This window comes from Streptomyces phaeofaciens (assembly GCF_014648915.1).
Classification (GTDB): Bacteria; Actinomycetota; Actinomycetes; order Streptomycetales; family Streptomycetaceae; genus Streptomyces; species Streptomyces phaeofaciens.
Map to the genome: position 1 here is coordinate 138405 of NZ_BMSA01000016.1, position 18485 is coordinate 156889.

An 18485-nucleotide genomic window follows, 5' to 3' on the forward strand; every position below is an offset into this window, starting at 1 on the left:
GGGCGGGCCACTGCCGTGTCCGTGTCCGTGTCCCTAGGGTGCCGTCTCGACCTCGGCGTCGGCCTTGCTCACGATCGCGCCCTCGGCGTCGGCCTCCTGGTCCAGCACGACGGTCTCGGCCGGGTCGAAGGTCACCCCGACCGTGTCGCCGACCTCCGGTGCCTCCCGCAGGGCGCACGCCGCCTCCAGGGCGGGCGCGTCCTCCGGCTGGAGGCGGACGGTGACATGGGTGCCCTTGAAGGTGCGGGCGAGGACCGTGCAGCGCAGGCCTTCGCCGGCGTCGGTCAGCAGGACCCCGGCGGGGCGGACCAGCAGGGTGTGCGGGCCCCGCGGAGAGCCGGCGGGCACCGGAAGCTTGCCCCACGGCGTGACCGCGACCTCGTCGGCGACGACCGCCTCCACCACGTTGTCGAAGCCGAGGAAGCGGGCCACGAACGCGTCCGCCGGCCGCTGCCACACCTCGAGCGGCGTGCCGGACTGGGCGATCCGCCCGTCCCGCATCACCACCACCCGGTCGGCGAGCGCGAACGCCTCGCCCTGGTCGTGGGTGACCGCGAGCACGGTGGTCCCCAGCCGCCCGAACAGCTCGCGCAGTTCGACGACCAGCCGCTCCCGCAGCGAACGGTCGAGCTGACCGAGCGGCTCGTCGAGCATCAGCAGCCGGGGCCGGGGCGCGAGCGCCCGCGCCAGCGCCACCCGCTGCTGCTCACCGCCGGAGAGCGCGGCCACCGACCGCCGGGCGGCGCCCGGGAGCCCGACCAGCTCCAGCAACTCCCCCACGCGCTCCGCCTGCCGTTCCTTCGAGACCCGGTGCATCCGCAGCCCGAAGGCCACGTTGGCGCCGACGTCCCGCTGCGGGAACAGCTGATGGTCCTGGAACATCAGCCCCAGCTCCCGCTTGTGCGCGGGCACCCCCGTCTGGTCGCGGCCGTCGAGCAGCACCCGCCCCGAGTCCAGGGGCTGGAGCCCGGCGACCGCGCGCAGCAGCGTCGACTTGCCGCTGCCGCTGGGCCCGAGCACACACACGATCTCGTGCTCGACGACATCGAGGCCGACGGCGTCGAGCACGGCCCGCCCGCCGAAGCGCACGGTCGCGGCCTGAAGGCTCAGCAGCATCAGAACTCCCCCGTCCGGTCGGTCCGCAGCCGCTCCAGCACCAGCAGGGCCACCGCGCACACCAGCATCAGAATCGTCGAAAGGGCCATCGCCTGGCCGTAGTTCAGCTCGCCGGCCCGGCCGAGCAGCCGGGCCACCGCGACCGGCAGCGTCGGGTTGTCGGGCCGCGAGATGAACACCGTCGCCCCGAACTCCCCCAGCGAGACCGCGAACGCGAACCCGGCGGCGACGAGCAGCGCCCGCCGCACCATCGGCAGATCCACCTCCCGCCACACCCGCCACGGCGACGCCCCCAGCACCGCGGCCGCCTCCCGCAGCCGGCCGTCCACCGCCCGCAGCACGGGCAGCATGGTCCGTACGACGAAGGGGACGCCGACCAGCGCCTGGGCGAGGGGGACGAGGATCCAGGTGCTCCGCAGGTTCAGCGGAGGCTCGTCCAGCGCGATCAGGAACCCGAAGCCGACGGTCACGGCGGAGACGCCCAGCGGCAGCATCAGCAGCGCGTCGAAGCCCCGCACCAGCCGTCCGGCGTCCCGGCGGGTGAGGGCGGCCGCGGCCAGCGCGCCGATCAGCACCGCGATGCCGGTCGCGGCGAGGGCGTACTCCAGCGAGTTCCCGATCGCCTCGATCGGCGGGACCAGGAAGATATTGCTGTCGTCGCTGGTCAGCGCCCGGTAGTAGGCGAAGTCGGGTGCGTCGAACGACCGCTGCACCAGGATCGCGAGCGGCAGCACGAGCAGCACGGCGATGCTCGCCAGCACCCCCGCGAGCAGCGCCCACTGGCCGGCCCCGCGCGGCCGCCGGGCCGTCGTGGACGCGTCCACCAGCCGCAGCGCGGTCTCCCGTCGCCGTACCGTCCACGCGTGCACGGCGAGGATCGCGCCCACGGCGGCGAACTGGACGACGGTGAGCACGGCGGCCGTGGACAGGTCGAAGATCTCGGAGGTCTGCCGGTAGATCTCCACCTCGAGGGTCGAGAAGGTCGGGCCGCCGAGGATCTGCACCACACCGAAGGAGGTGAAGGTGAAGAGGAACACCATGAGCGCGGCGGCGGCGACGGCGGGCCCGAGGGCGGGCAGGGTGACCGTCCGCCAGGCCCGCAGGCGGGAGGCGCCGAGCATCCGCGCGGCCTCCTCCTGCCGCGGGTCGAGCTGCGCCCACAGCCCGCCCACGGTCCGTACGACGACCGCGTAGTTGAAGAAGACGTGCGCGAGCAGGATCGCCCACACGGTGGTGTCGAGGCGTACGCCCCACAGTTCGTCGAGGAGTCCGCCCCTCCCGACGAGCGCGAGGAACGCCGTGCCGACGACGACCGTCGGCAGCACGAACGGGACCGTGACCACGGCGCGCAGCACCTGCTTGCCCGGGAAGTCGAGGCGCGCGAAGACATACGCGCCGGGCAGCGCGACCAGCAGGGTGAGCCCGGTGGAGGCGAGCGCCTGCCAGGTGGTGAACCACAGGACGTGCCGGATGTCCGGCTCGGCCAGCACCTCTCCCAGCCGCCCGAGCCGCCACACCCCGTCGGCCTTCAGTCCGCGCGCGAGGATCGCGGCGACCGGGTAGGCGAAGAACAGCCCGAAGAACGCGACGGGCAGGGCCATGAGGCCGAGCCGCGCCGCGCTCCGGCGCCTGCGGGCCGCTACTTCAGTACGAGCGAGGTCCACGACTTGACCCACTGGTCACGGTCGGCGGCGATCTTCGCCGGGGCCATCGTCTCGGGGTCCTCGGCGGCGGGACCGTACTGGGTGAACTCGGCGGGCACGGCCGCGCCCTCGAGCACCGGGTAGACGAACATGTTGAGCGGCATGTCCTCCTGGAACTTCTTGCCGATCAGGAAGTCGATCAGCGCCTTGCCGCCCTCGCTGTTGCCCGCGTTGCTCAGCAGCCCCGCGAACTCGATCTGCCGGAAGCAGGTGCCGGTGGCGACGCCGGTGGGGGCGGTGCTCGGCTTGGGGTCGCCGTAGATCACCTCGGCGGGCGGGGAGGAGGCGTACGACACGACGAGGGGCCGGTCGGCCTTGGCCTTCTTGCCGCCCGCGGAGCCGGAGAACTCCTCGTTGTACGCCTGCTCCCAGCCGTCGACGACCTTCACGCCGTTCGCCTTGAGCTTCTTCCAGTAGCCCTCCCAGCCCGTGTCGCCGTACGCGGCGGCGGTGCCCAGCAGGAAGCCGAGGCCCGGCGAGGAGGTGGAGGCGTTCTCGGTGACGAGGAGGTTCTTGTACGCGGGCTTGACCAGATCGTCGTACGACGTCGGCGGGGCCAGCTTGTGGTCGGCGAAGTACTGCTTGTCGTAGTTGACGCAGATGTCGCCGTAGTCGACCGGCGTGACCCGGTGCTTGCCGGCGTCCAGCTGGTACCGGGCGTCGACCTGGTCCAGCCCCTGGGCCTCGTACGGCTGGAACAGCCCGTTGTCGAGGGCGCGGGAGAGCAGGGTGTTGTCGACGCCGAACAAGACGTCGCCCTGCGGGTTGTCCTTGGTGAGGACGGCCTTGTTGACGGCCTGCCCGGCGTCGCCGTCCTTGAGGACCCTGACCTTGTAGCCGGACTCCTTCTCGAAGGCGGCGAGCACGCTCTTGGAGACGGCCCACGAGTCGTGGCTGATGAGCGTGACGGTCTTGGAGCCCTCGGACCCGCCGCCGTCGTCCGTGGACGAGCCACAGGCGGTGAGCGTGACGAGACCGAGGCCCACGGCGGCGGCCGCGAACGTCTTGAAATGCACTGGACTTCCTCCTGGAGTTGACCAGGAAGAGACGCGGCCCTGCCCGAGAGCCGGTGAGGGCTCCTGGGCAGGGCGCAACAGCTTGAGTAGTGACCGAACTTCCTACCCAGAATGACCTGGGCGAGGTTCAGAGGGTCTGCGGCCTGGTCGCCGCACTCTCAGCGCTGTGGCGCTCCCCTGTCGGAATATGAAGATGTGTTCGTACGTGGCCAGATTACCTCTCGGTGGCCGCGAGCTGACCACAGGCACCGTCGATCTCCTGGCCACGGGTGTCCCGGACGGTCACCGGCACCCCGTGCGCAGCGATGGCCTCCACGAACGCCTTCTCGTCCTCGGGCCGCGAGGCGGTCCACTTGGACCCCGGGGTCGGGTTCAGCGGGATGAGGTTGACGTGCACGGGCTTGCCCCGCAGCAGCCGGCCGAGCCGGTCGCCCCGCCAGGCCTGGTCGTTGATGTCCCGGATCAGCGCGTACTCGATGGACAGCCGGCGCCCCGACTTCTCGCTGTACCCGAAGCCGGCCTCGAGCACCTCGCGCACCTTCCACCGCGTGTTCACGGGGACGAGCGTGTCCCGCAGCTCGTCGTCCGGCGCGTGCAGCGAGATCGCGAGGCGGCACTTGAAGCCCTCGTCGGCGAACCGGTGGATGGCGGGCACCAGCCCGACCGTCGACACGGTGATACCGCGCTGGGAGAGCCCGAGCCCGTCCGGCGCCGGGTCGGTGAGCGCCCGAACGGCCCCGACGACCCGCTTGTAGTTGGCGAGGGGCTCGCCCATCCCCATGAAGACGATGTTGGAGAGCCGCGCCGGCCCACCGGGCACGTCCCCGTCGCGCAGCGCCCGCATGCCGTCCACGATCTGGTGGACGATCTCCGCGGTGGACAGGTTCCGGTCCAGCCCCGCCTGCCCGGTCGCACAGAACGGGCAGTTCATCCCGCACCCCGCCTGCGAACTGATGCACATCGTCACCCGGTCCGGGTAGCGCATCAGCACCGACTCGACGAGCGTGCCGTCGAACAGCCGCCACAGCGTCTTGCGGGTGGTCCCCTCGTCGGTCGACAGATGCCGTACGACCGACATCAGATCGGGCAGCAGCGCCTCGCGCAGCTTCTCCCGCGACCCGGCGGGAATGTCGGTCCACTCCGCGGGGTCGTGCGCGTACCGCGCGAAGTAGTGCTGCGAGAGCTGCTTGGCGCGGAACGGCTTCTCACCGATCTCCGCGACGGCCTCCTTACGCTCCGCGGGCGAGAGGTCGGCGAGATGCCGCGGCGGCTTCTTGGCTCCGCGGGGGGCGACGAACGTGAGTTCTCCGGGCTTAGGCATAACACGTCCAGTGTCGCAGATCATCGCCGGGCCCCCGGGCCAGGGCGGGGTGGGGGTGGTCACCCGCGGGTGCCGACTGTGAGCGCTGGCAGGGCAGCCCGGAGACGGCCAACCGTGCATGAGACGGCCCCTACCGGCGACAACATCGCCTGCCAGGAGCAAGGTGGTCGGTCAGTACCTTGGTCCGGGCCGGCTACGCCGCCTCGTGTTCCAGCCGGTCCTTCAGCAGGCGTTCGTTGATCGGCAGCTCCTTGCGGACCTGGGGGCGGACGATCAGGGGGAGCAGGACCTTGCCGACGCCCTTGCCCTCGAAGTCCAGTTCCAGCGTCACGCGGGAGCGGCGGCCGTCGTCGAGCGGGGCGATCTCGCCGTGGACATGGCCGCGGATGGGACCGTCGATGCCCTGCATGCCCCAGGCGTGCGGAGGGTCGTACTCGGTGTACTCCATGGTCATCGGGATGTCCCGGCGGCCGACGTGCCGGGTGACCCGCACCCGGGAGCCGACATGGACCGGTCCGGCGTCGAGAGGCTCGGCCACCACCGCGCTGGCCTGCCACTCGGGCAGCCGGGCGGGATCCATGACGTACGCCCAGACGTCCTCGGGGCTGCGGTCGACGTCGATCGTTTCACGGAAGTCGGACATGACGCCCGCCCCCTTTCAGGGCGATCCCCCGTCGGACCTCTCCCTGCCATGGTCCCACCGCGCCGTGCCCGGGTCCACGACGGCGGCGGGCCCCCGCCCTGGAGATCAGGACGGGGGCCCGCGGAAGCCGCGTACGCGCCGGTCAGCCGGACCCGACGAACAGCACGAGGAGCAGCCAGACCACGGGAGCCGTGGGCAGCAGCGAGTCCAGGCGGTCCATGATGCCGCCGTGACCCGGGAGCAGCGTGCCCATGTCCTTGATGCCCAGGTCCCGCTTGATCATGGACTCGCCGAGGTCGCCCAGCGTGGCGCTGGCCGCGACCGCGAGGCCCAGCAGCAGCCCCTGCCACCAGGTGCCGTCGTCGATCAGGAACTGCATGCACAGCGCGCCCGCGACCATCGCGAAGGACACCGCGCCCAGCAGGCCCTCACGGGTCTTGCCGGGGCTGATGCGCGGAGCGAGCTTGTGCTTGCCGAAGCGCCAGCCGACCGCGTACGCGCCCGTGTCGCTGACGACCGTCAGCAGCAGGAACGTCAGCACGCGGAACGCGCCGTCGTCGGCCGTGAGCATCAGGGCGACGAAGGTGGCCAGGAACGGGACGTAGAAGGCCGCGAAGACACCGGCCGTCACGTCCTTGAGATAGCCCTCGGGCGGCTCGGTCATCCGCCAGACCAGGACCGCCAGGGCGGTCAGGGCCATGGCGACCCAGGCGCCCTCGGTCCCCCGGACGTATCCGGCGACGACCATCGCCGCACCGCCGACCGCGAGCGGCACGAGCGGCGCCTTGATGCCCTTGCGCTCCTGAAGCCTGCTGGTCAGCTCCCACAGGCCCACCACGACGGCGACCGCTATCACGCCGATGAACACGGCCTTGACGACGAACAGCGAGGCGACGATCACCGCACCGAGTCCGACCCCGACTCCTATGGCCGCGCCCAGGTCTCGGCCCGCGCTCTTCTTCGGCGGTGCGGGCGCCGGGTGTGGGGCGTCGGGCATGGGCTCCGGATTCTGCGGCACCGCCGCATGGGGCTGTGCCGACGGGGTCTCGTGGCGGAACGTCTCGTCACGGAGCGCCGGGTCGGGCGCACCGGGGCGGAACGTCTCGTCTCGGAACAAGGGGCCGCCCAGCCGAGCGGCCCCCCGGTCGTCATCCTGGTTTCCGCCGTGTGCGGGTACGTCGGGGACGATGGGCATGGGGCGAGTCTGCTGCGCCTCAGGCGCATCGTACGCGGGACCCGCCGGGGCGGCCCCCTGGACAGGCCCCTGGTCGACGGGCCCCCAGTACCCCGGCTGTGCGCCGGAGTGCGACCCGGATTGTGGCGGAGAGCCCCAGGAAGAAGTGTTCATCAGACCTCGAGCAGCTCCGACTCCTTGTGCTTCAGGAGCTCGTCCACCTGGGCGACGTACTTCGCCGTGGTGTCGTCGAGCTCCTTCTCCGCACGACGGCCCTCGTCCTCGCCGACCTCGCCGTCCTTGACGAGCTTGTCGATCGCGTCCTTGGCCTTGCGGCGCACGGAGCGGATGGACACCTTGGCGTCCTCGCCCTTGCCCTTGGCGACCTTGATGTACTCGCGGCGGCGCTCCTCGGTCAGCTCCGGGAACACCACACGGATGATGTTGCCGTCGTTGCTCGGGTTGACGCCCAGGTCGGAGTCGCGGATGGCCTGCTCGATGTTGCGCAGCGCCGTCTTGTCGAACGGGGTCACGACCGCCATGCGCGGCTCCGGCACGGAGAACGAAGCCAGCTGGTTGATCGGCGTCGGCGCGCCGTAGTAGTCGGCCACGATCTTGTTGAACATCGCCGGGTGCGCACGGCCGGTGCGGATCGCGGCGAAGTCCTCCTTGGCGACCACGACGGCCTTCTCCATCTTCTCCTCGGCCTCGAGGAGGGTCTCTTCGATCACCACTTGCTCCTGCGTGTCTTGAGTAGGCCCGGCTGCGGTTCCCTGTCGGTGGCGGCGGCCGGCTGCGTCGCGTCTTCTTCCTGCACGGTTCCCGACCGGCAGGACATTGTCCATCCCCCGACCGAGGTCCGTCCCCCGGTCAGGTGTTGTCGTGCTGACCGGGGTTTAACCGGTCAGGACCGGCTGCCCTGCTCACCCACAAGCGTGCCGATCTTCTCACCCTTGACGGCACGAGCGATATTGCCCTCCGCCAGAAGCTCGAAGACGAGAATCGGGAGCTTGTTGTCGCGGCACAGCGTGATGGCGGTGGCGTCGGCGACCTTCAGGTCGCGGGTGATGACCTCGCCGTAGCCGAGGGCGTCGAACTTGACGGCCTCGGGGTTGGTCTTGGGGTCGGAGTCGTAGACGCCGTCCACCCCGTTCTTGCCCATCAGGAGCGCCTCGGCGTCGATCTCCAGGGCGCGCTGGGCGGCGGTGGTGTCGGTGGAGAAGTACGGCATGCCCATGCCGGCGCCGAAGATCACGACGCGGCCCTTCTCCAGGTGCCGCACGGCGCGCAGCGGGATGTACGGCTCGGCGACCTGGCCCATGGTGATGGCGGTCTGGACGCGGCTGTCGATGCCCTCCTTCTCCAGGAAGTCCTGGAGGGCGAGGCAGTTCATGACGGTGCCGAGCATGCCCATGTAGTCCGAGCGGGCACGGTCCATGCCGCGCTGCTGGAGTTCGGCGCCGCGGAAGAAGTTGCCGCCGCCGATGACGACCGCGACCTGCGCGCCGTCCCGGACCACGGCCGCGATCTCCCGGGCGATCTTGTGCACCACGTCGGGGTCCACTCCCAGGCCCCCGCCACCGGAGAATGCCTCGCCGGACAGCTTCAGCATGAACCGGCCACGTACTTTGCCGTCGTCGCTCTTCTGGGGCTTGGTGGTCATGGGAGTTCCCGCCTCTTTCACGTGGTGCACATACGAAGAAGGCCATTGCCGATGGGGTGTCGTTCGCATCCCATGCGCGGCAATGGCCTCCTCGTCAGTTCTGCTGTCGTCCGTCGCGCACACGCGCGTGACGGCATACGCCGACAACGCGGCCGACTGCTCCCGACCCTATCGGGAGCGGGCGTCCGTCGCGGTACGGACTCAGATGCCGACCTTGATGCGCGAGAAGCGCTTCAGGGTGACACCGGCCTCGTCCAGGACCTTCTGGACGGACTTCTTGTTGTCCAGGGCGTACGGCTGACCGAGCAGCGTGGCGTCCTTGAAGAAGCCGTTCAGGCGACCCTCGACGATCTTGGCGATCGCGGCCTCGGGCTTGCCCTCGGCGCGGGTGGTCTCCTCGGCGATGCGACGCTCGGACTCGACGACGTCGGCCGGCACGTCCTCCTTGGCGAGGTACTTCGGCGCGAAGGCGGCGATGTGCTGGGCGATGCCCTTGGCCACGTCGGCGTTCGGCTTGTCGAGCTCGACCAGGACACCGATCTGCGGGGGCAGGTCGGGCATCGTGCGGTGCATGTACGCGGTCACGAAGCCGTCGGCGAACTGCGCGAAGCGGTCCAGCACGATCTTCTCGCCGAGGTTGGCGTTGGCCTCGTCCACGAACGCCTGGACGGTCTTGCCGGGCTCGATCTCGGAGGCGAGCAGCGCCTCGAGGTCGGCCGGGGCGGTCTTGGCGACGTGCTCGGCGATCGCGTTGGCGACGGCCTGGAACTTCTCGCCCTTGGCGACGAAGTCCGTCTCGCACTTCAGCTCGACGAGGACGCCGGAGGAGTTGTCGTCGGCGATGATCGAGACCACGGCGCCGTTCTCGGCGGAGCGGCCCTCGCGCTTGGCGACGCCCTTCTGGCCCTTGATCCGGAGCGCCTCGACGGCCTTGTCTACGCTGCCCTCGGCCTCGTCCAGCGCCTTCTTGCAGTCCATCATGCCGGCGCCGGTGAGCTCGCGGAGCTTCTTGACGTCGGCGGCGGTGTAGTTCGCCATGAGTCTGTGAGTCTTTCTCGAAGTCTGGAAGATCGAAGATCTGACGGTCCGGGAGCTTCCGTCAGCGGGAGCTCCCGGCGCTGCGCCGACCTACAGGTGAACGGCGGGGGCGGACTTCACGTCACCGCCCCCGCCGTCGACGCTGTCGGGACGGTCAGGCCTGCTCGGCGTCCGTGGCCGGGGCCTCGGTGGCCTCGGTGGCCTCGGCGGCGGGGGCCTCGTCGGCAGCCGGGGTCTCGGCGACCGGAGCCTCGGTGGCCTCGGCGGCCGGGGCCTCGGCGGCGGGAGCCTCGTCGGCCTTCTTCTCACCCTCGAGCAGGTCGCGCTCCCACTCGGCGAGCGGCTCGCCGGCGGCCTTCTCACCCTTGGCACCGGTGGCGACACCGGAACGGGAGATGAGGCCCTCGGCGACGGCGTCGGCGATCACGCGGGTGAGCAGGGTGACGGAGCGGATCGCGTCGTCGTTACCCGGGATCTTGTAGTCGACCTCGTCGGGGTCGCAGTTGGTGTCGAGGATGGCGACGACCGGGATGTTCAGCTTCCGGGCCTCGCCGACCGCGATGTGCTCCTTCTTGGTGTCCACGATCCAGACGGCGCTGGGAACCTTGGACATCTCGCGGATACCACCGAGGGTCTTCTCCAGCTTGGCCTTCTCGCGCGAGAGCACGAGAAGCTCCTTCTTGGTGAGACCGGACGCGGCGACGTCCTCGAAGTCGATGAGCTCGAGCTCCTTCAGGCGCTGAAGGCGCTTGTAGACGGTCGAGAAGTTGGTGAGCATGCCGCCCAGCCAGCGCTGGTTGACGTAGGGCATGCCGACGCGGGTGGCCTGCTCGGCGATGGCCTCCTGCGCCTGCTTCTTCGTGCCGACGAACATGACCGTGCCGCCGTGGGCGACGGTCTCCTTGACGAACTCGAAGGCGCGGTCGATGTACGACAGCGACTGGAGCAGGTCGATGATGTAGATGCCGTTGCGCTCGGTGAAGATGAAGCGCTTCATCTTCGGGTTCCAGCGACGGGTCTGGTGACCGAAGTGGACGCCGCTTTCCAGCAGCTCCCGCATCGTGACGACGGCCATGGCCGTTCTCCTTGAATTTCTCGGTTGTGCCGCGGATGCCGGACGGCTCCCGCGCCTGACGCCCGCGGTGCGCCGAGCCACGAAGGACCGAGGGGCGCGGATACCGGAAGACCGACCGTGGCCGGCCCCCGATACCGGGGCGTGCGAAGTCGACCCGGTGACCCGGATCGCCAGAAGAAGTGTACGGGACCCGCGAGGCACCGGGTGACGCCGCTCTCCACAAGCCGGGGGTTGTCCACAGCTCCCGGCCATGATCGTCGCGTTCACGGGACGGTTGCCCCATGGACACGAAGCGATACCTCGGTGGCCTGGTGCTGTTCCTGTCGCTCACGGTGCTCGCCTCGGCGGCCCGGGCGGACCCGGCCGCGCCGGCGTCGGCCACCGGCCCCCCGGCTCCGTCCGTCCCCGGGATCGGCCGGACCTGGCCGGTGGGAACGCGCCCGGTGGTGGTGCGCGGCTGGGAACCCCCGCCGACGGCGTACGCCCGGGGCCACCGGGGCGTGGACCTGGCGGCGTTCCCCGGCGCACCGGTCCGTGCGGTGGCGGCGGGCCGGGTGTCGTACGCCGGGCGGGTGGCCGGCCGGGGGGTGATCTCCGTGGCGCTGACCGGCACGGACCTCAGGACGACCTACGAGCCGGTACGCCCGCTGGTCACGAAGGGCGACGAGGTGGCCCCGGGCCAGGTGGTCGGCACGGTGGAACCGGCGGGCGCCCACTGCGGGGTGCCGTGCGTGCACTGGGGCCTGCGCAGGGACCGGACCTATCTGGATCCCTTGACGCTGATGCCGCCGTGGCTCCTGCGCAGCGGACCCTCGCGGCTGCTGCCGGTACGGGGTGTACCGCTGCCGTCCTGAGGGCCTCCTCAGCGGGCCTGGCCCAGGACCCCTCGCAGCACCATGGAGACCGCCGCGTCGGTGATCGCGTCCGGCTCCTCCGCCGCTCCGAGCTCGATCCTGCGCACGGCCGCGTCGACGACCCCCTGCACCAGCATCGCGGCCATCCGGGGCTCCGCGTGCCCCAGCTCGCCCAGGGCCTCGACGATCATCGCGACGAGCCCGCCGTGCGCCGCGCGGATCTTCTCCCGCGCCCCCGCGTCCAGTTCGCTCGCGGAGATCGCCACGACGGCACGGTGGCGCCGGTCCCCCACCAGCGCCAGCTGCCGCCGTACGTACGTCTCGACCTTGGCCTCGGCCCCGTCGGACGCGGCCATCGCGGACTCGACCTCCGCCGCCCAGACGGGGAAGTCGACCTCGCACAGCTCCTCGACCACGGCCGCCCGTGACCGGAAGTACTCGTAGACGGAGGAACGCGCGAGCCCCGTCCGCTCGGCGAGCGCGGGGAAGGTCAGCGCCTCCGTCCCGCCCTCGGACAGCAGGGAGCGTGCGGCGTCCAGCAGGGCGGCACGCTGCATCGTCCGGTGCTCGGCCACGGAGGCCGCTCGAATCCTTGGCACGTCGACCACTTTACGGACGGTCGTTCCCCAGCGGGAGGGACTCGCGTCGACGCGCCCCGCTCGCGGCCGGCGCCGGCCCGGGGCAGGTGCCCGGAGTCAGCGCCCGAAGCCGGCCAGTTTCGCGCGCAGCTGGAGCACGGACTTGGTGTGGATCTGGCTGACCCGGCTCTCGGTGACGCCCAGCACGTTCCCGATCTCGGCGAGTGTCAGCCCCTCGTAGTAGTACAGCGTGACGACGGTCTTCTCCCGGTCGGGCAGCGTGTTGATCGCCCGCGCCAGGAACCGCCGCAGCTCCCGGTCCTCGGCGACCTCCACGGGGTTGTCGGCGGCGGTGTCCTCCAGCGTGTCCATCAGGCTCAGCCGGTCCCCGCCCTCCCCGCCGACGTGCAGCAGCTCCTCCAGGGCCACCACGTTGGCCAGCGACAACTGGCTGAACACGGCGTGGAGATCGTCGACGGCGATGCCCATCTCGGCGGCCACCTCGCACTCCGACGGCGTCCGCCGCAGCCGCGCCTCCAGCGTCGCGTACGCCCGCTCCACATTGCGCGCCTTCTGACGCACGGACCGCGGGATCCAGTCCAGCGCGCGCAGCTCGTCGATCATCGCGCCCCGGATCCGGGTGATCGCGTACGTCTCGAACTTGATCTCCCGGTCGATGTCGAACTTCTCGATCGCGTCGATCAGCCCGAAGACCCCGGAGGAGACGAAGTCGGCCTGCTCCACATTGGGCGGCAGCCCGACGCTGACGCGCCCCGCCACGTACTTCACCAGCGGCGAGTAGTGCAGGATCAGCTGCTCCCGCAGCCGCTCGTCACCCGTCGTCTTGTACGACCGCCACAGCTCGTCGAGCGTCGAGGGAGCGGGCGGGCGCACGCCGCCACCGTCGCGGGCGGCTGGGGGGACCGCCGCCCGGTCGGACCCGGAGGTGTGCTGGGGCATACGTCGCCTTGTGCCGTTCTGCCGTGAAGTACGTGGAGTCGGGGGTGCCTGGGTGCTCTGCTTGCCTGAAGTCGGGCTGCTGCCGGTCTGTACCGGAATCCTCGTGAGCGTAGCGTGACTGGAGTGTCGCGGTGTGCGAAGGGCATGACCGGACCTGTGCGCAGATACGTTCCGCTGGACGCTCCACCGGGGCACGGCCGTCGCTCCGCGTGATCCCGGGGGAGCGTCAACTCGGGGGAATTCCCCAGGGCTTAGGCGTTCCCCCGGACGGCCGAACACCGTCGGTCAACGGGGGTGCCCGCCCACTCGAACGGAGACCATCGCCTGGCGTGTCAACTTCCAGCCGTCGCCGAGTCGTTCGACGTAACCGAGTGCTCCGAGTTCGTACAGCCTCGCGAGCGCGTCGTCCGCGGTGGTCCCCGCCTCGCGGGCCACCTCGTCGGCCGGCGCGGACCGGCGCCCGGGGAGCGCGGCGAGAACACGCCGGGCGCCCGGCTCCAGCAGGTCGCGCGGGAACACCGGCCCGCGCCGGTCCGGGGCCAGCTCCCCCATGTCCCCGACGAGCTCGACGACCTCCGCGGCGTCGGTGACCAGCACGACCCCCTCCCCGCGCAGCAGTTCGTGCACCCCGGCGGAGAGCCCGCTGGTGGCGGGCCCCGGTACGCCCATGGCGTGCCGGCCCAGCCGCTGCGCCGCCCGCGCGGTGACCAGCGAGCCGCTGCGGTACGCGGCCTCGACGACGACCGTGCCCCGGGTGAGCGCGGCGATCACCCGGTTGCGCAGGACGAATCTGCTCGGCGTCGGATGGTCGCCGGGCGGCAACTCCCCCACCACCAGGCCCTGTTCAGCGATTCTGTTGATCAACTCCGTGTGGCCGCGCGGATAGGGCCGGTCGACCCCGCAGGCGAGGACGGCGACGGTGGCGCCGCCGGCCCCGAGCGCCCCGCGATGGGCGGCGCCGTCGATCCCGTAGGCCCCGCCGGAGACGACCACCCAGCCCCGCTCGGCGAGGCCCGCCGCGAGGGTGGCGGCCATGTGGGCGCCGTACTCGGTGCAGGCGCGGGCGCCGACGACGGCGACGGACCGCAGCGCCCACATCCGCAGATCGGGGCGCCCCCGCAGCCACAGCCCGAGCGGCCGGGCGTCCCCCAGGTCGTCCAGCGTGCCGGGCCATTCGGCGTCGCCCGGGCACACGAACCGCACCCCGGCCTCCGCCGCGACCGCGAGGTCCCGCTCGGGATCGGCCCGCGCGGCCCGCGCGGTCAGCCCGCCCCACCGGCGCGGGGACACCCCGGGCAGCATGTCCTCGCGGCTCCGCAGCCACCGCGCCACCTCGACCGCCCCCCGCTCCCGCACCCACCGTCCGCCGGCCTCGTCCCCCGGCTCGACGACCCGGGAGAGGAGGGCCCGGGCGAGCCGGTCGGCACCCGGCTCTCCAAGCCCGCCCTGCCCGCCCGGCCCGCCTTGCCCGCCCGGCCCGCCTTGCTCGCCCGGCCCGCTCATGCGAGGGCCCCGAGGGCCATCGGGACGCCGCGCGGCACTCCCGTGCGCAGTTGCAGGGCCAGGGCGACATCCATGACACCCGGCCGGTCGTGACCGACGAGATCGGCGACGGTCCAGGCGACGCGCAGCACGCGGTCGAGTCCCCGCGCGGTCAGCACCCCCCGTTCCAGACTGCGCTCGGCCTCGTCCATGGCGCCGGCCGCCGCGTGCCAGCGGTTGCGCAGTTCCCGTCCCGGCACCTCGCTGTTGGTGCGCCACGGGGTTCCCGCCAGCCTGGCGGCCGCGCGTTCCCGGGCGGCCCGGACCCGGTCGGCGACGGTCGCCGTGGAGTCGCCTCCCGGGCCGCGGTGGGCGAGTTCCGCGCGGCCGACCGCGTCCACCTCGACCCGCAGATCGACCCGGTCGAGCAGCGGTCCGGAGAGCCGGGCCTGATAGCGGCGGATCGCCGACGGCGGGCACTCGCACTGGCTGTCCCGCAGCGAGAAGCGGCCGCAGGGGCAGGGGTTGGCCGCCAGCACCATCAGGAACCGCGCCGGGAACCGCACGACGCCCGCGCTGCGCGCGATCACCACATGCCCCGCCTCCAGCGGCTGCCGCAGCGCGTCGAGGGTCTGGCCGCTGAACTCGGGCGCCTCGTCCAGGAACAGCACGCCGCGATGCGCCAGCGAGACGGCACCGGGCCGCGCGATCCCCGGGCCGCCCCCGACCAGCGACTGCATGGTCGCCGAGTGGTGCGGGGCGCAGTAGGGGGCGATGTCGATCAGCGGCTTGCCCGGGGGCAGCAGCCCGGCCACCGAGTGCACCGCCGTGACCTCCAGCGAGTCCACCCTGGTCAGCCGGGGCAGGACGGCCGGCAGCCGCTCCGCGAGCATGGTCTTGCCCGCGCCCGGCGGACCTTCGAGGAAGAGGTGATGTCCGCCGGCCGCCGCCACTTCCACAGCGGTGCGCGCCGAGCGCTGCCCGACCACGTCCGCGAGGTCGTGCCCCTGGTCGTGCTGGGCGGCGCCGATGCTGTGCATCGCGTCGGCGGCGCCGGTGCCGGGCATCCTCAGGCCGGCCAGGAGCGGGTCCGGGCGGCCCAGGTCGTCCGGTTCCTCCTCGGGCACGGGTTCGTCCGCGAGGACCGCGATCAGCTGCCGGAGACTGCGCACCCCGAGGACGGAGACACCCGGGACCAGCGAGGCCTCGGCGGCGGAGCACTCGGGCACGACCACCTGGTCGTAGCCCGCGTCCGCTGCGGCGATCACCGCGGGCAGGATTCCGCGGACCGGCCGCACCCGTCCGTCCAGGCCCAGCTCGCCGATCATCACGAGGTCGGCGAGCACCCGCGGGTCGATCCGTTCCGCCGCGCCCAGCACCGCACAGGCGATGGCGAGATCGAAACCGCTGCCGGCCTTGGGCACCGACGCCGGGCTGAGTCCGACGGTGAGCTTCTTCTGCGGCCACTCGCCACCGGAGTTCACCACGGCCGCCCGCACCCGGTCCCGGCTCTCGGTCAGGGACTTGTCCGGCAGCCCCACCAGCGTGAAGGCCGCCACTCCCGGCTCCAGGTCGGCCTGGACCTCGACCACGACCCCCTCGACGCCGACCAGCGCCACCGAGCACGTCCGTGCGAAGCCCATCTCAGGCCACCCCCCGCGCGTGCTCCACGACGGCCGCTCCGCGGCGGGGCAGGACGACCCCGATCAGGTCGATGCGGACGCCGCCCGGCGGGGCTCCGCCGTGCGTCTGGATCCATCGCTCGGCGAGGCCGCGCAGGCGCTCCGCCTTCCGGGGCGTCAGCGCCGCCATCGGGTGCTGGAAGCCACCGCCCCGGCGGGTCTTGACCTCGCAGACGACCAGGACGTCCCCGTCCCGCGCGACGATGTCGATCTCACCGGTCCTGCCACAGCGCCAGTTGCGCTCCAGGACCGTCATCCCGGCGTCGGCCAGCCGTCGGGCGGCCAGTCCCTCGCCGTACCTGCCGAGTGCACCACGTGCCAGATCCGCGTTCATGTCGGCACCACCTCCGGCACCCACGCTCACGCATCCGCCACCACCGGAAGGATCTTGGTGGACAAGTCACAGGCTGTGGACAACTCCGTCACCCACACCGGCCCCACGGCAGCTCCCACCGGCCCCACGGCAGCCCGCACCGGCCCACCGCAGCCCCACCGCAGCGGGACCCGGCCGACTCAGCTGCCCGGCAGCTCCAGATCGCTCTTGTTCAGCTCCTCGATGTTCACGTCCTTGAACGTGAGCACTCGCACCTGCTTCACGAACCGGGCCGGCCGGTACATGTCCCAGACCCAGGCGTCCGCCATCGACACCTCGAAGAACACCTCGCCCTGGACCGAGTGCACCTGCATCTCGTAGTCGTTGGTCAGGTAGAACCGTCGCTCGGTCTCGATCACGTATTTGAACAGACCGACGACATCGCGGTACTCCCGGTAGAGCTTCAGCTCCATCTCGGTCTCGTACTTCTCGAGGTCCTCGGCGCTCATGGCATGTTCCCCTTCAGCCGTGCGATCCCCCCATTGTGCGCCAGTCCCGTGGGCCCCTAGACGATTTCCGTGTCAAGGGTTACGGGCCGGGCCGGGGGACCGTCGTCGAGCAGCCTTCCCAGCAGCTCGGCGAGTCTGGTCGGATACACCGTCTCATGCGACCGGGTCAGTTCCTGACACGTCCACCAGCGCGCTCCGGCGACGCTGCGCCGCTCCAGCTCCGTGAGGGCCGTGGCCCGCGTAGCCGTCACGGTCGTACGTGCCAGGTAGTACCACTCGTCCTGGTCCCAGCGGCGGCCGGCGAAGGGGAAGGAGCATCTCCGCCGCCACAGCACCGGGCCCAGGTCGACGTCGGTGATGCCGGTCTCCTCGGCGAGTTCCCGCAGGGCCGCCTGCTCACGTGTCTCGTCGCCCTCGACTCCGCCGCCGGGTGTGAACCACCAGTCGTCGGCCCGGTCGTCCGGCTCATGGCCGTGGAGCAGCAGGATGCGGTCCTCGGGGTCGAGCAGCACCACCCGGGCGACCTTGCGCAGTCCGCCCTCGTAGGTGTCGGGACCCGCGTCCGTGGCCTCAGCGGGCACCGGCGGGCTCCGGCCGGGTGCGGGCGCCGCGGCGGGCCGCCCGCTGGGCGATCGGTCCGTAAGCGCCTCCGCCCAGGACCAGCACCGCGCCGCCGACGACCATCCACAGGATCGTCCGCAGCGGACCGGGCTGGGAGAGTGCCCCGAGTTCCTCGAACCCGGTGGGACGCCCGAGCATGCCGTCCCACGGCCAGACGACGGCGTCCACCCGCGCCGTGACCGCGCTGCGCGCCACCGTGCCGCCGGCCGCGTCGGTGAGGTGGGCGGTGGAGTCCAGCGAGCCCTGGCGTTCGTCGCCGAGCAGGAACAGCCGGCCCTCGGGGACCGTCACGGTCGGGAAGCCCTTGATCTCGGCGAGGCTGCCCGCGGGCAGATACGGTTCGTCGATCTCCTTGCCGTTGACGGTCAGCTTGCCCTCGGTGCAGCAGGCGACGGTGTCGCCGCCGACCGCGACCACCCGCTTGACCACGGCGGAGCCGCTGACCCAGGTCTCGTCCTTGAACACGACGACGTCACCGCGGCGCACCTCGTCGCCGTCCACCCGCTGGGCGAGCACCCGGGAACCGGCGCCGATCGTCGGCGCCATGGAACTGGTGGGGACGGTGTACGGCCGGTAGACCAGGGCCGCCCAGACGAATCCGCCCAGGAACAGCACGAGGCCCAGCGCGACGGCCAGTCCGGACAGACGCTGTCCGGTCCGGCTGCCCACCGGGCCACTGCTGGTGCCACCGCCGCTGTGCGGGGCCGTACGCGTCGTGCTCTCGCCACCCATGGGTC

General features: G+C 71.8%; 19 protein-coding genes. 1 reads left to right on the forward strand and 18 read right to left on the reverse strand.

The window, feature by feature from the left end; genetic code table 11:
* Nucleotides 1-33: 33 nt before the first annotated feature.
* The 10 genes from IE275_RS25620 to rpsB form a co-directional block, all read right to left on the reverse strand.
* Complete coding sequence (locus tag IE275_RS25620) at nt 34-1116, reverse strand: ABC transporter ATP-binding protein (protein WP_189713765.1); 1083 nt, start codon at nt 1114-1116, stop codon at nt 34-36.
* Nucleotides 1116-2780: an ABC transporter permease gene (locus IE275_RS25625; protein WP_189713766.1), complete on the reverse strand. Its 1665-nt coding sequence runs from the start codon at nt 2778-2780 to the stop codon at nt 1116-1118. Before IE275_RS25625 ends, IE275_RS25620 begins: the two co-directional genes overlap by 1 nt.
* A complete protein-coding gene (locus tag IE275_RS25630; protein WP_189713767.1) occupies nt 2756-3835 on the reverse strand; it encodes a thiamine ABC transporter substrate-binding protein in 1080 nt (359 codons plus the stop codon). Before IE275_RS25630 ends, IE275_RS25625 begins: the two co-directional genes overlap by 25 nt.
* Before the next feature lie 214 nt (nt 3836-4049).
* Entirely contained in the window at nt 4050-5156 is a 1107-nt protein-coding gene (rlmN, locus tag IE275_RS25635; RefSeq protein WP_189713768.1) for a dual-specificity RNA methyltransferase RlmN, read from the reverse strand.
* Between the two features lie 193 nt (nt 5157-5349).
* The gene (locus tag IE275_RS25640; RefSeq protein WP_189713769.1) at nt 5350-5799 is read right to left on the reverse strand and encodes an SRPBCC family protein; all 450 of its coding nucleotides are present in this window, start codon (nt 5797-5799) and stop codon (nt 5350-5352) included.
* A 142-nt stretch (nt 5800-5941) separates the two neighbouring features.
* Nucleotides 5942-7147, reverse strand: coding sequence for a phosphatidate cytidylyltransferase (locus tag IE275_RS25645; RefSeq protein WP_189713770.1), 1206 nt, complete (start codon nt 7145-7147; stop codon nt 5942-5944).
* Complete coding sequence (gene frr / locus IE275_RS25650; RefSeq protein WP_009190895.1) at nt 7147-7704, reverse strand: ribosome recycling factor; 558 nt, start codon at nt 7702-7704, stop codon at nt 7147-7149. The genes IE275_RS25645 and frr overlap by 1 nt, the downstream gene beginning before the upstream one ends.
* 173 nt (nt 7705-7877) lie before the next feature.
* Complete coding sequence (gene pyrH / locus IE275_RS25655; protein ID WP_189713771.1) at nt 7878-8636, reverse strand: UMP kinase; 759 nt, start codon at nt 8634-8636, stop codon at nt 7878-7880.
* A 201-nt stretch (nt 8637-8837) separates the two neighbouring features.
* Nucleotides 8838-9674, reverse strand: coding sequence for a translation elongation factor Ts (gene tsf, locus IE275_RS25660; RefSeq protein WP_189713772.1), 837 nt, complete (start codon nt 9672-9674; stop codon nt 8838-8840).
* A gap of 154 nt (nt 9675-9828) precedes the next feature.
* Nucleotides 9829-10749 (reverse strand): 30S ribosomal protein S2, encoded by a 921-nt coding sequence (gene rpsB, locus IE275_RS25665; RefSeq protein ID WP_189713773.1) that lies wholly within the window; start codon nt 10747-10749, stop codon nt 9829-9831.
* Nucleotides 10750-11030: 281 nt separating this feature from the next.
* Here rpsB and IE275_RS25670 point away from each other — a divergent pair, with 281 nt between their 5' ends.
* The gene (locus IE275_RS25670; protein WP_189713774.1) at nt 11031-11603 is read left to right on the forward strand and encodes a murein hydrolase activator EnvC family protein; all 573 of its coding nucleotides are present in this window, start codon (nt 11031-11033) and stop codon (nt 11601-11603) included.
* 8 nt (nt 11604-11611) lie between these two features.
* On the opposite strand, the gene IE275_RS25675 is transcribed toward IE275_RS25670, so the two are convergent.
* The 8 genes from IE275_RS25675 to lepB all read right to left on the reverse strand — a co-directional run bounded on the left by IE275_RS25675 (nt 11612) and on the right by lepB (nt 18480).
* Nucleotides 11612-12178, reverse strand: coding sequence for a TetR/AcrR family transcriptional regulator (locus IE275_RS25675; protein ID WP_189713840.1), 567 nt, complete (start codon nt 12176-12178; stop codon nt 11612-11614).
* Nucleotides 12179-12298: 120 nt separating this feature from the next.
* A complete protein-coding gene (whiG, locus tag IE275_RS25680; protein WP_189713775.1) occupies nt 12299-13141 on the reverse strand; it encodes an RNA polymerase sigma factor WhiG in 843 nt (280 codons plus the stop codon).
* A gap of 285 nt (nt 13142-13426) precedes the next feature.
* The gene (gene dprA / locus IE275_RS25685; RefSeq protein ID WP_189713776.1) at nt 13427-14644 is read right to left on the reverse strand and encodes a DNA-processing protein DprA; all 1218 of its coding nucleotides are present in this window, start codon (nt 14642-14644) and stop codon (nt 13427-13429) included.
* On the reverse strand, nt 14641-16266 hold the full coding sequence (locus IE275_RS25690; RefSeq protein WP_189713777.1) for a YifB family Mg chelatase-like AAA ATPase: 1626 nt from the start codon (nt 16264-16266) through the stop codon (nt 14641-14643). The genes dprA and IE275_RS25690 overlap by 4 nt, the downstream gene beginning before the upstream one ends.
* Nucleotide 16267: 1 nt before the next feature.
* The gene (locus tag IE275_RS25695) at nt 16268-16669 is read right to left on the reverse strand and encodes a YraN family protein (RefSeq protein WP_189713778.1); all 402 of its coding nucleotides are present in this window, start codon (nt 16667-16669) and stop codon (nt 16268-16270) included.
* A 149-nt stretch (nt 16670-16818) separates the two neighbouring features.
* Entirely contained in the window at nt 16819-17127 is a 309-nt protein-coding gene (locus IE275_RS25700) for a DUF2469 domain-containing protein (RefSeq protein ID WP_005311352.1), read from the reverse strand.
* Between the two features lie 56 nt (nt 17128-17183).
* Entirely contained in the window at nt 17184-17708 is a 525-nt protein-coding gene (locus IE275_RS25705) for an NUDIX hydrolase (protein ID WP_189713779.1), read from the reverse strand.
* Complete coding sequence (gene lepB, locus IE275_RS25710; protein WP_189713780.1) at nt 17698-18480, reverse strand: signal peptidase I; 783 nt, start codon at nt 18478-18480, stop codon at nt 17698-17700. Before lepB ends, IE275_RS25705 begins: the two co-directional genes overlap by 11 nt.
* Between the last annotated feature and the right edge of the window lie 5 nt (nt 18481-18485).